Raw genomic sequence first — 12,134 nt, 5'->3', positions numbered from 1 at the left:
ATCTAGCTTTGTTTGCATCCCTGTAATAAGGAAAGTCCCTTTCTTGGATTAACCCCAGCGCATCAGAATGACCATCCAGACAACAGACACTGCGGTTGCAACCAACACATGCAGTTCAGTCACTCCGATGAATACAAGGTGAATGAACGCACTGGTCAAAAGACCAATGAACAGCCGGTCACCACGCGTTGTGCTGATCGGCAGGAAGCCTTTTCGCTCGACACTGGGCGAAAAGTACTGCCATACAGTCATGCCCGTCAGAATCAGGGCAATCGAAATAAAGAATCCAGCCGTCGGACCGGTCCAATGCATCCAGCTCATAACAAGTCTCCTCAGGTACGACCCAGAGCAAAGCCCTTGGCGATGTGATTGCGTACGAAGTAGACCACGGCAATACCCGGTACGATGGTGAGGACGCCCGCTGCCGCCAGTGTGCCCCAGTCGATACCGGAGGCACCCTGCGTTCGGGTCATGATGGCCTGGATCGGCTGGGCTCCGGTTGAGGTGAGGGTCCTTGCCAGCAATAACTCTATCCAGGAGAACATAAACAGGAAGAAGGCGGTCACACCGATACCGGAGCGGATTAACGGGATGTAGATTTTTACGAAGAAGGTTGGAAAGCTGTAACCGTCGATATAGGCGGTTTCGTCTATTTCCTTGGGTACGCCACTCATAAAACCTTCAAGAATCCACACAGCCAGGGCTACGTTGAACAGGGTGTGGGCCAGTGCTACGGCGATATGGGTATCGAACAACCCTACGGACGAGTATAGCTGGAAGAAAGGCAGCGCGAATACCGCTGGTGGAGCCATCTTGTTGGTCAGCAGCCAGAAGAACAGGTGTTTGTCACCTACAAATTTGTAGCGGCTGAAAGCGTAGGCGGCCGGCAGAGCGACTGTCAGGCTAATGGCCATGTTCATGAACACATAGGTCATGGAGTTTACATAGCCCATGTACCAGCTGTCGTCCGTCAGGATATTGATGTAGTTGTCGAAGGTCAGATTCTTCGGCCAGAAACTGAGTTCGCCAAGAATCTCCGAATTGGTCTGCAGTGACATATTCACCAGCCAGTAGATCGGCAGAATCATCACTATCAGATAAATGATGAATGCGATGCGTGATTTCATCTCTGTCCCCTTGTTGTTATTGTTGGGCTGACTTGTCTTTCTGCAGCGTCATGATGGCGGTGTAAAATACCCAACTGACGGCAAGAATGATCAGGAAATAAATGATGGAGAAGGCCGCAGCAGGCCCCAGGTCAAACTGCCCCACGGCCATGGTGGTCAGCGCCTGACTCAGGAAAGTGGTGGAGCTGCCGGGCCCGCCACCAGTCAGTACGAAGGGTTCGGCGTAGATCATGAACGAATCCATAAATCGCAGCAGTACCCCGATCACCAATACATTGGTCAGTTTGGGCAGTTGGATGTAGCGGAACACCGCCCAGCGTGAGGCTCGGTCGATACGGGCAGCCTGGTAATAGGCATCCGGGATGGCTCGTAAACCACTGTAACTGAGCAGTGCAATTAGTGGTGTCCAGTGCCAGACATCCATGAGAATGATGGTGAACCAGGCGTCTACAGCGTTGGCATTGATGTTGTAGTCCATGCCTAAACTGCTCAAAGACCAGCCCAGAAGTCCGATGTCGGTACGAGCAAGGATCTGCCAGATGGTGCCGACAACATTAAGGGGTATCAGCAGCGGCATGGCCACCAGAACCAGCGCGGCTGATGCGGCCCAGCCTTTCTTCGGCATCAGCAACGCAATACCAATGCCCAGCGGAACCTCAATGGCGAGAATGGCAAAGGAGAAGGCAAACTGCCTAAGCAGGGCGGCCTGCAGGTCCGGATTTCGGAGCATCTCCTTGTACCACTCGGTACCGGTCCAGTAGGCTGAATCAGCGCCAAAAATATCCTGTACGGAATAGTTGACCACTGTCATCAACGGGATCACGGCCGAAAAGGCCACGATCACAAAGACCGGGATGACAAAAAACCAGGCTTTATTGTTTTCTATTTTATTCATGATCGGCCTCCACGAGTCGCTCGTCGACGTACACTTTCAGCCAGGCTTCAGGAAAGCTGATACTGGCTGTATCACCTGGAACCGGCTGGTCTTCGGGAGTACGTATTTTTATGATGATGGAGCCGAACGCCACATCGACGATCCGATAGGTGCCCAGATCTTCGATGCCGGTGACAGTGACGGCATAGCTCTGGTCACTGGTATCGGTGCCAAGCGTGACGTACTCCGGACGTATACCCAGCTTGATGTTATCTGAGCCGCTGAGACGTACCTTCTCGAGAAGTGTCTCACTGACCGGCATCTGCCTACCATTGAACATCAGCCCCTCGTCGGTCAAGCTGGGCTCAAAGAAGTTCATCCCGGGGCTACCAATGAAATAACCGACAAAGGTGTGTGCCGGCCGCTCGAACAGCTCCTGCGGAGTGCCGAACTGCACGATCTGTCCTTCATACATCAGGGCGATTTTGTCAGCAAAGGTTGAGGCTTCTAACTGGTCGTGGGTCACGTAGACCATAGTGATATCAAATCGCTCATGAATCTGCTTGAGCTTGCGGCGCAGACGCCACTTAAGCTGTGGATCGATAACGGTCAGTGGCTCATCAAACAGAATGGCGGTGACATCCTCACGTACCAGGCCGCGTCCCATGGACACTTTTTGCTTCTGGTCGGCACTGAGGTTTTTCGCCTTGCGTTTCAACTCACCGGAGAGCTCAAGAACTTCAGCGACTTCATGCACTTTTTCGCTGATTTGCTGTTCCGAGAAACCGCCTTGATTGCGCAGTGGGAAAGCCAGATTGTCGTAGACTGTCATGGTGTCGTAGACCACCGGGAACTGAAAAACCTGAGCGATGTTGCGCTTCTCCGGCGGTAGTTCGTTCATCCGTTTACCGTCGAACAGCACATCGCCTTCCGAAGGCGTCACCAGCCCGGAGATGATATTCAGCAGCGTGGATTTGCCGCAGCCTGAAGGGCCAAGTAGTGCGTAAGCGCCGCCTTGGGCCCACACATGTTCCATCTTGCGGATGGCATAGTCCTCCGGTCCCGAAGGCTTTGCGCTGTATGAGTGTGCCAGTGTTTTTAGCCTGATTTCTTCAGCCATGTCAGAGACCCTCCGCCCGACTGGGCACCTGTACTGTTCTACCATCAGGCGCAAATGCATAGAGTTTGTGGGTAGGGAAGTACACTTTGATTTGCTCGTCGGTGTGATACTGATAGATGCCTTGCAGGTGCAGAACCAGGTCGAAAGATTCGCTATGCACGTGCAGGAAGGTTTCCGATCCGCTGATTTCGGCCAGATCTACCGTGACTGAAATTTCCAGATCATCCTCAGCTTGAGGTACCAGGCCAATGTGTGAAGCACGGACGCCGAACTGGTACTGACCTGGTGCGAGGGAATCCAGATCCGCATTGAGCTGAAAATGAACCCGCTCATCAAAGGTCACTTCCGTTTCGCTGACGCGTCCTGGCACGATGTTGATGGGCGGTTCAGAGAAGATTTCTGCCGTCTCGATATTCTGAGGGCGATGGTAAACTTTTGGGGTGGAGCCTTTCTGCAGCAATCGGCCTTCATGTAATACAGCGGTTTCGCCACCCAGTGCCAATGCTTCCTGGGCCTCGGTGGTGGCGTAGACGGCGATACAGTTGCGTGCCTGGAACAGGGTTTTCAGTTCACTGCGCAAGGCCTCGCGTAACTTGTAATCCAGATTGACCAGCGGTTCGTCGAAAAGTACCAGATCGGCATCCTTGACCAGCGCCCGGGCCATGGCGACCCTTTGCTGCTGGCCACCTGAAAGTTCGAGTGGCAAGCGTCTCAGCAGGTCTTCAATCTTGAGCAGCTCTGCGGTTTCCCGGACCCGCCGGTCGATCTCTTGTTTACTTTGTTTGGCAAGCTTCAGTGGCGAGGCGATGTTCTCAAACACACTCAGGGTGGGGTAATTGATGAATTGTTGATACACCATGGAGATGTTGCGTTTCTGAACAGCCATGCCGGTCACATCCACGCCATTCATCAGGATATTGCCGCTTGATGGTCTGTCCAGCCCCGCCATAATACGCATCAGCGTTGTTTTTCCGGCAAGTGTCCGGCCAAGGAGGACGTTAAAGGAACCTGGTTCCAGCGTCATGCTGACGTCCGATATCCAGGTTTCTCCATCCACAACGCGCGATATATTCTGCAGCGTTAGAGACATGATTGTTCCTTTCTTTTATTGTTATCATTAGAAGTTAGTCTACAAGAGCTATGTTAAAACGAAAAGATACGAAAGTAATTTTTTACTGAATCGAACACTGGTTTCTCTATAACGAATCCCGTTGGGTGCTAGCTAGAACCCTTGCTCCTCAATTTCTGCCTTTACCCACAGCGAGAGTAGAGTGTTACTTGGCACTCAGGGGACCGCTCTGCAACTTGGCCACGGCGGCATACCAACCCGCATAGAGTTCGTCGCGTTTTTGCTTGCTCATCTGCGGCTCGAAGCGCCTATCACACTGCCAGGCTTCCTGTAGCGTATCAAGGGATTCGTAGACACCCGCCTGAAGCCCCGCGAGGTAAGCCGCGCCCAATGCAGTGGTTTCCACCATTCTAGGACGATCCACCGGAGCACCGAGAATATCAGCCAGAAACTGCAATACCCAGTTGTTGGCCACCATGCCACCATCAACCCTCAGGGTGATGGGCCTCAGGCCATCCTTCTCCATGGCTTTTTGTAGATCCTTGGTCTGGTAACACACCGATTGCAGGCCCGCCGTGACGATTTCCTTAATCCCCGTGTCTCGGGTCAAGCCGAAAATGGCGCCGCGGGCGTTGGGATCCCAATAGGGGGCTCCCAGCCCGGTAAATGCTGGCACCAGATACACACCGTGATCTACGGATGTACCCTCTGCCAGTGGTTCGGTCTCGCTGGCATTGCTGATCAATTGCAGGCCATCCCTGAGCCACTGAATGGCCGCACCGGCGATAAAGATACTGCCCTCCAGGGCATAAGTCGGCTTGCCTTTGAGGCGATAGGCCACGGTTGTGAGTAGTCGGTGTTCCGAGACCAGCGGCTTGTCTCCGGTGTTCATGATCAGAAAGCAACCGGTTCCATAGGTGCTTTTCGCCATGCCGTTTTTAAAACAGGTCTGTCCAAACAGGGCCGCTTGCTGGTCACCAGCAACCCCCAACACCGAGATGCCGTCAAGGCGACCATGCCCCTCAATCTGGCCAAAGTCTGCCGCAGAATCCATAACTTCGGGCAGCAGCGAATCGGGAATGCCGAACAGCTCCAGTAGTTCCTGGTCCCATTCCTGCTTGTGTATATTGAACAGCATAGTGCGACTGGCGTTGGTGGCATCAGTGCGGTGGGCTTTGCCGCCCGTCAATCGCCATAACAGGAAACTGTCGATGGTACCGAAGGCCAGTTCACCCTTTTCGGCACGCTCTCTGGCACCAGGTACATTATCAAGCACCCAGCGAATTTTTGTGGCTGAGAAATAGGGGTCTATTAATAGTCCGGTTTTGCTGCTTACCAAAGGTTCCAAATGCTGTTTTTTCAGAGTTTCACACCAGTCAGCGGTCCGGCGATCCTGCCAGACAATCGCTGGATACACCACTTCGTTGGTAGCTCGGTCCCAAAGTACGGTTGTCTCTCTCTGGTTGGAAATCCCCACCGCGACAACTTCGTCGTTGTCGCCACACCCTCGCTGCATGACCTCATCACAAGCTTCTCTTACCGTGCGCCATATATCTTCAGGGTCGTGTTCCACCCAGCCGCTGGCCGGGAAATGCTGGGGAAATTCTTGCTGACTGCTGGCGTGTATAGTGCCATCCAGGGTGAAAAGAATGGCACGAGAACTGGTGGTTCCCTGATCTATCGATAGAATGAACTGAGTCATGGTTGTTTGGCCTCGGGTGTTCTTATTTTTTCGTATTTTTACCTTTTTGAAAACAAAAGCCAACCCTTGGTGCGGGTGAAAACTGCTGCGGCCGTTACAACTCCATAAAAAGGCTGAATAAAAGCATAAAACACTCTAGAATAAGTTCAAGTTTGAAAACGTTATTTCGTTCGTTACAGAAAAAACCGGGATGCGGAGGAAGTTGAATGGCACTGCGACGTCGACAAGACCTGATCATGGAGCTTATCCAGCAGAGCGGCTTCGTGACCACCGAGCAGTTGGTTGAGCAGTTCAAGGTTACGCCACAAACCATCCGCCGGGATCTGAACGAACTGGCCAGTCAGAAAAAACTGCGTCGGCATCATGGCGGTGCAGGTATTGATTCCAGCACAGTCAACACGGCCTATCAGGCCCGCAAGATCATGGATCTTGAAGCCAAAGAGCGCATCGCCGCGTCACTGGTGAATATGATCCCTGACAACTCCTCCATGTTCATCAATATCGGCACGACCACCGAGACCATCGCCAAGGCGCTGCTGGAAAAAAACAACCTGCGAGTGGTGACCAATAATCTTCATGTGGCCTCCATTCTGTCGGCCAAGGAAGATTTTCATGTCATCATTGCCGGTGGAGAAGTAAGAAGTCGTGATGGAGGTATCGTGGGCGAAGCTACTCGGGATTTCATCAACCAGTTTAAGATGGATTTTGGCATTATCGGTATCAGTGGTATCCACAGCGACGGTTCGTTGCTGGACTTTGATTACCGGGAAGTGCGTGTTGCCCAGTCAATCATCGAGAATTCAGGGCAGGTCCTGCTGGCGGCTGACCACTCCAAATTTGGCCGCAATGCCATGGTGCGTCTTGGCAGTATTACCCAGGCTGATCATGTGTTTACCGATAAAACACCGCCTGTTGAGATATGTAAGCTACTGCGCGAAAGCAATGTTGAGCTGCATCTGGTCTGATCCACCACATATCTGACTGATCCCGCCTTGCCATTTTGTTGCGTGGCCTCGTTTTTGCTTGCTTTTGATTTTCGTTTTTTTTCTTTATTTTCCTTTACGAAATTATTTTCCTTTCGCATAATAGCGTTTAATGTTGGTATGGAAAACGTAAAGTGCGCTGTGTTCATCTTTTCACTGGCGTCAGGAGATGATAAAAAATGACTGGAGAGAGTTCACAATTTGACCTTGTGGTCGTAGGCGGTGGCATTAATGGTACGGGGATCGCCATGGATGCAGCCGGCCGTGGCCTCAAGGTGCTGTTGTGCGAAATGAACGACCTCGCCTCAGCCACATCTTCCAGCAGCAGCAAGCTGATTCACGGCGGGCTGCGTTATTTGGAACACTATGAGTTTCGTTTAGTACGTGAAGCCTTGGCTGAAAGGGAGTCGCTGTTACGGAATTCTCCGCATATCATGTGGCCGATGCGCTTTCGTCTGCCTCACCGTCCTCATCTTCGTCCCGCCTGGATGATCAGAATGGGGCTGTTTCTTTATGATCACCTTGCCAAACGCGAAATTCTGCCTGGATCAGGTTCGATCAAGTTCGATGAACAGGATCCGCTCAAGCCAGACATTACCCAAGGGTTTGAATATTCCGATGGCTGGGTCGATGACGCACGTTTGGTGGTACTGACGGCAAAAAAAGCGCAGGAGTGCGGTGCTACTATTCTGACCCGAACCAAATGTATCCACGCCGAGCGAGGCACAGATTCATGGAACATTTCGCTGCAAAACAGGCATGACGACACTATTCGCCAGGTTTCAGCGAAAGTGATTGTTAATGCGGCTGGACCCTGGGTCAGTCGTTTATTTAGTGAAAGCCTGTCGATGAAGGCGCCGAAAACTATTCGCCTGGTTAAAGGCAGCCATATTGTGGTTCCCCGCCTGAATAGGGATACCGAGGCCTATATCCTGCAGAACGAAGACGAACGGATCGTTTTCGTCATCCCTTACGAGGATGAGTTTTCATTGGTTGGTACAACCGATGTGGACTACGAGGGTGATCTGAATGAGGTGAAAATTTCGGCAGAAGAAACCCGGTATCTGCTCGATATCGTTAACTCACATTTCAAGCGCCAACTGACGGAAGTTGATGTTGTTTGGTCCTATTCCGGCGTGCGTCCGCTGATGGATGATGAACAGGGCGATGCCAAGAAAGCCTCTCGGGATTATTCGTTTGAAATCAGTAAGGAAAAGGGCAAGGCCGCGGTTATTTCTGTTTTTGGCGGCAAGATTACTACCTATCGCAAGCTGGCCGAAGCTGCCACTGACAAGCTGTGCCAGTTCTTTCCCCCTACCAGCGGTCACTGGACAAAAACTGCTATTCTGCCGGGAGGGGACTTCGAAAACCACGGCACTCTGGAGACGCAACTAGCGGAAGATTACCCCTGGCTTCCGGAAGCTGTCACTAGCCGCTATGTGCGCACCTTTGGAACCTGCGCCTACGATATTCTTGGTGATGCACAATCGGTTCAGGATCTCGGTTATCATTTTACTGGCACGCTGTATGAGCGTGAAGTGGAGTACCTTATCCAACACGAATGGGCGATGACCTCAGAGGATATCCTCTGGCGCCGCACCAAACAGGGGCTCTATGCCAGCGAAGACGCTGTCCGTGAGTTGAATAGCTATCTGTCTACTCATAGTCATCATGATTGAGCCCAAGCTGGCTCAGGGTTATGTATCTAGCTAGCCGAGCTAGCTGTACTTGGGAATCTCTGGCGTAGAAAGGCTTCAAGGCGCAAGGCTAACGAGCCTAAGCGGGAGTCCTGCATTGACCATTCAAGACTGTCGAGCAGATTACGTACGCCCAATCCAAGTTCGGTATCACCTTCCAGCAGCAGCTTACGTTGAAAGAACAAGCCGTCTGCGTCGGCTTCCTGGCGGGCCAGTTGTAAAAAGGTGGGTAGATCACCACTAATTTGAACTTCACCGGGCCTCTGACTGAGTTGCAGACGATCATCGGATAGCGTCAGGGTGATGCTAATATCCAGATCACGGAGTTTCAGACTGATGAAACGCCCTTCAAGCAGATCGAATTCACCGGCGGCAATATACTCCCCGAACAACTGATTAAGCTGAGGTTCCAGCAACTGTCGCTTGAGTCGCAGTGGCGCCCAGCGGTCCAGGTGATGAATCATACGGACAGGCGTCGGCAGACGACGCGAAAGCGCAATAAACATGGAGTCTCCTTAATAAGCCGTTGCTGAGCATAGTAATCGGCTTTAACCCCAGGCTTGTTGATGTTAATCAAGCCAGCGTTAGTTCGCTGAGTTTACTCCGTATCATCATAATGAATGATGGAGAGTAGCCGGATAGGTACCTCGATGAGCGCTTCAGGGCCGTGAGGGATCTCTGCATCAAATGACAGGCTGTCACCCGGTCCCATCTCATAGAGGTGGTTGCCGTGGCGGTAGAGAATCTGGCCTTCCAGCAGGTAGATAAACTCCTGACCAGGATGAGAGAAGGTCGGGAAGACCTCGGCGGCATCATCCATGGTGATCAGAAACGGCTCGTAGCTTTTCTTGTTACCGCGCTGATAACTGAGCAATTGGTAGGTATGGCCTTTCTCTGTACCCCGGCGCACGACCTCCATCCCTTCACCTGATCGGGTCAGTTGAGCACCGCCTTCAGGGCGGTCATAGTCGCTGAACAGTGTGGAGATGGTCAGTCCTATGGCATCACAGAGACGGCTCAGGGTATCCAGACTGGTGGACACCTGGGCATTCTCAATTTTGCTGACCATGCCCTGGCTCAAATTGGCGATACGCGCCACATCAATAATCTTCAGGCCCTGCTCAACGCGTTTACGTTTTACTTTCATGCCGATGTATTGCTCAAGCCGAAGTTTGGGATCTTGTGGTGCCTGCATATCTGCTTTCCTTTGGTGCAAATTGTTGTGTTTATGCCCAATTTGGGTGCTGTCAGTGATTAAAAATCTCTAATAACTCAACGCGATTTTGGACTTAAAAGTTTCCTAAAAATATAAAAAAATTATCATAGGTAATATTTTCAGGCATTTATCACCCTTTAAAGCTAAACAATGGCCCAAGGTAGCAAAGCTGGCAAGCTTGTTGCTTTACTTTAAGGAAACTAATTTTCTTAAAAGTAAATAACAGGATTGCAACAATGGAAAGAACCTATCGGGTGGTTATCTCCTGTCCTGATCAAGTGGGCATAGTGTCCAGCGTCAGTGGTTTCATCGCCGGACAAGGTGGCTGGATCACCGAAGCGCACCAGTTTGCTGATGCCGAGCGTCAGCAGTTCTTTATGCGCTACGAAATTCTGGCCAGCTCTTTGCCTTACGACCTTGAGGGCTTTAAACACGAGTTTACACCGATTGCAGAACGTTTTGGTATGCATTGGTATGTCACCGATTCCGCGGTCCCCAAAAAAGTCGTGCTGATGGCATCCAAACAGGCGCACTGTTTGTCTGACATTCTTTATCGCTGGCGCAGTGGTGATCTGGCATTTGATATTCCCTGTGTCATTTCCAATCATGACGATCTGCGCAGTTATGTCGAATGGCATGGCATTCCCTACCTGCATCTGCCGGTGGACCCGAACAACAAAGAACCCCATTTTCAGGCAGTACGCGAACAGATCGCCGCAGTCGATGCTGATCTGGTGGTGCTGGCGCGTTATATGCAAATTCTACCGCCACAGCTGTGTGAAGACTATCCGGGTCGCATTATCAATATTCATCACAGTTTCCTGCCATCGTTTGTGGGCGCCCGTCCTTATCATCAGGCCGCTGAGCGCGGTGTGAAACTGATTGGTGCCACCTGCCATTACGTGACCTCGGAGCTGGATGCCGGACCGATCATTGAGCAGGACGTCGCCCGCGTTAATCATCATAACAGTACGGCGGACATGGTTCGCATTGGCAAGGACGTGGAAAAAAGCGTTCTCGCCCGCGGGTTGCGCTATCACCTGGAAGATCGGGTGCTGGTGTATGGCAATAAAACCGTTGTGTTTGCCTAGGAGAGCACTATGCCCTGGCGTTTACTTAAATATGGCTTGAGCAAATCGCATAACGAGCCGCGTTTCTTCCCGGACACTAAACCACTTAAGCCGCACTATGATGTGGTCATTATCGGTGGGGGCGGGCACGGGATGGCGTGCGCCTATTACCTGGCCAAGGAACATGGCATTACCAATGTGGCGGTGCTGGAGCAGGGGTATATCGGCGGGGGTAACACCGGTCGTAATACCACCATCGTGCGTTCCAACTACCTGACTCCGGAAGGGGTCAGGTTTTACGACACCAGTGTAAAGCTGTTTGAAGATCTGTCTGATGACTTCGATCTGAATATTTTTTACTCCACTCGCGGTCATTTCACCCTGGCGCATACCGACAGTGCTCTGCGCACCATGCGCTGGCGCGCTGAGGTGAACAAGCATATGGGTATTGCCAGTGAAGTGGTGGATCGTCAGCTGATCGCTTCGGAAGTGCCCTATATGGATCTGGATTGTGCTGGTCACAGCCCGGTGATGGGAGCCCTCTATCATGCACCGGGCGCTGTGGCACGTCATGATGCCGTAGCCTGGGGTTATGCGCGGGGGGCTTATAACCGCGGAGTGGAAATTCATCAGAAAACCCGTGTCACCGGTATCAGAACCCAGGGTGACAAGGTCTGTGGTGTGGACACTGACCGTGGCCGAATCAGCTGTAATCAGGTGGTGTCGATGGTGGCTGGATCCACCCCCCGCATTACCGAAATGGTCGGCATCCGCACCCCTATAGAGATTTTTCCATTACAAGCCTGCGTGACCGAACCGGTGAAGCCGTTTATGAACACCATCGTGGTATCCGGCAGCTTACATGTCTATGTCAGCCAGTCTTCCCGTGGTGAGCTGGTGATGGGGGCGTCGGTCGACCCGTCTGTATTGCATTCCACCCGCTCAAGTTTTGATTTCACTGAGGGTCTGTCTGACAAGATGCTGGATCTGTTTCCGTTTGTCAGTCGCCTGAAAATGATGCGCCAGTGGGCCGGGATGAGTGACATCACCCCGGACTTTGCGCCGATTATGGGCAAAACCCCACTGGACGGCTTCTACCTGGATGCGGGTTGGGGCACCTGGGGCTTCAAGGCGACACCGGTCAGTGGCAAAACCCTGGCCTGGACCCTGGCCAATGATCGCAACCATGAACTTATCGAACCTTTCCGTTTATCCCGCTTCGCTGACTTTGATCTGGTCGGCGAGAAGGGTGCGGCATCGGTCGGACACTGAGGAG

12 protein-coding genes are annotated in these 12,134 nt (G+C 52.1%); 4 read left to right on the top strand and 8 right to left on the bottom strand.

The annotated features are described in order from the left end of the window. Window positions 1-48: 48 nt before the first annotated feature. From F5I99_RS14325 to glpK, 6 genes are all read right to left on the bottom strand, one after another. Window positions 49-321, bottom strand: coding sequence for a DUF2160 domain-containing protein (locus F5I99_RS14325; RefSeq protein WP_151057146.1), 273 nt, complete (start codon window positions 319-321; stop codon window positions 49-51). An 11-nt stretch (window positions 322-332) separates the two neighbouring features. Further along, window positions 333-1,127: a carbohydrate ABC transporter permease gene (locus F5I99_RS14320; protein WP_151057144.1), complete on the bottom strand. Its 795-nt coding sequence runs from the start codon at window positions 1,125-1,127 to the stop codon at window positions 333-335. A 16-nt stretch (window positions 1,128-1,143) separates the two neighbouring features. Continuing rightward, window positions 1,144-2,022, bottom strand: a complete 879-nt coding sequence (locus F5I99_RS14315) for a carbohydrate ABC transporter permease (protein WP_151057142.1) — start codon at window positions 2,020-2,022, stop codon at window positions 1,144-1,146. Further along, the gene (locus tag F5I99_RS14310; protein ID WP_151057140.1) at window positions 2,015-3,121 is read right to left on the bottom strand and encodes an ABC transporter ATP-binding protein; all 1,107 of its coding nucleotides are present in this window, start codon (window positions 3,119-3,121) and stop codon (window positions 2,015-2,017) included. The genes F5I99_RS14315 and F5I99_RS14310 overlap by 8 nt, the downstream gene beginning before the upstream one ends. A 1-nt stretch (window position 3,122) precedes the next feature. Beyond that, window positions 3,123-4,211: an ABC transporter ATP-binding protein gene (locus tag F5I99_RS14305; protein WP_151057138.1), complete on the bottom strand. Its 1,089-nt coding sequence runs from the start codon at window positions 4,209-4,211 to the stop codon at window positions 3,123-3,125. Between the two features lie 184 nt (window positions 4,212-4,395). After that, a complete protein-coding gene (gene glpK, locus F5I99_RS14300) occupies window positions 4,396-5,892 on the bottom strand; it encodes a glycerol kinase GlpK (protein WP_151057136.1) in 1,497 nt (498 codons plus the stop codon). Between the two features lie 206 nt (window positions 5,893-6,098). Here glpK and F5I99_RS14295 point away from each other — a divergent pair, with 206 nt between their 5' ends. Together F5I99_RS14295 and glpD are read left to right on the top strand one after the other, a co-directional pair. Beyond that, the gene (locus F5I99_RS14295) at window positions 6,099-6,857 is read left to right on the top strand and encodes a DeoR/GlpR family transcriptional regulator (protein WP_151057134.1); all 759 of its coding nucleotides are present in this window, start codon (window positions 6,099-6,101) and stop codon (window positions 6,855-6,857) included. A 197-nt stretch (window positions 6,858-7,054) separates the two neighbouring features. Further along, window positions 7,055-8,554, top strand: a complete 1,500-nt coding sequence (gene glpD / locus F5I99_RS14290) for a glycerol-3-phosphate dehydrogenase (protein ID WP_151057132.1) — start codon at window positions 7,055-7,057, stop codon at window positions 8,552-8,554. A gap of 26 nt (window positions 8,555-8,580) precedes the next feature. On the opposite strand, the gene ubiT is transcribed toward glpD, so the two are convergent. Together ubiT and F5I99_RS14280 are read right to left on the bottom strand one after the other, a co-directional pair. After that, window positions 8,581-9,078 (bottom strand): ubiquinone anaerobic biosynthesis accessory factor UbiT, encoded by a 498-nt coding sequence (gene ubiT, locus F5I99_RS14285; protein ID WP_151057130.1) that lies wholly within the window; start codon window positions 9,076-9,078, stop codon window positions 8,581-8,583. 92 nt (window positions 9,079-9,170) lie between these two features. Beyond that, the gene (locus F5I99_RS14280; RefSeq protein WP_151057125.1) at window positions 9,171-9,767 is read right to left on the bottom strand and encodes a helix-turn-helix domain-containing protein; all 597 of its coding nucleotides are present in this window, start codon (window positions 9,765-9,767) and stop codon (window positions 9,171-9,173) included. 257 nt (window positions 9,768-10,024) lie between these two features. Between F5I99_RS14280 and purU the strand changes: the two genes are divergently transcribed. Then, on the top strand, window positions 10,025-10,879 hold the full coding sequence (purU, locus tag F5I99_RS14275; protein WP_151057123.1) for a formyltetrahydrofolate deformylase: 855 nt from the start codon (window positions 10,025-10,027) through the stop codon (window positions 10,877-10,879). Between the two features lie 9 nt (window positions 10,880-10,888). Continuing rightward, window positions 10,889-12,130 carry an FAD-dependent oxidoreductase gene (locus tag F5I99_RS14270; protein ID WP_151057121.1) on the top strand — a complete coding sequence of 414 codons (1,242 nt, stop codon included), beginning with the start codon at window positions 10,889-10,891 and terminating at the stop codon, window positions 12,128-12,130. Window positions 12,131-12,134 lie beyond the last annotated feature (4 nt).

Source organism: Nitrincola iocasae, assembly GCF_008727795.1.
Taxonomy (GTDB): domain Bacteria; phylum Pseudomonadota; class Gammaproteobacteria; order Pseudomonadales; family Balneatricaceae; genus Nitrincola; species Nitrincola iocasae.
Note: the sequence above shows the minus strand (reverse complement) of the source record. Positions and strands in the feature narration are given on the sequence as shown.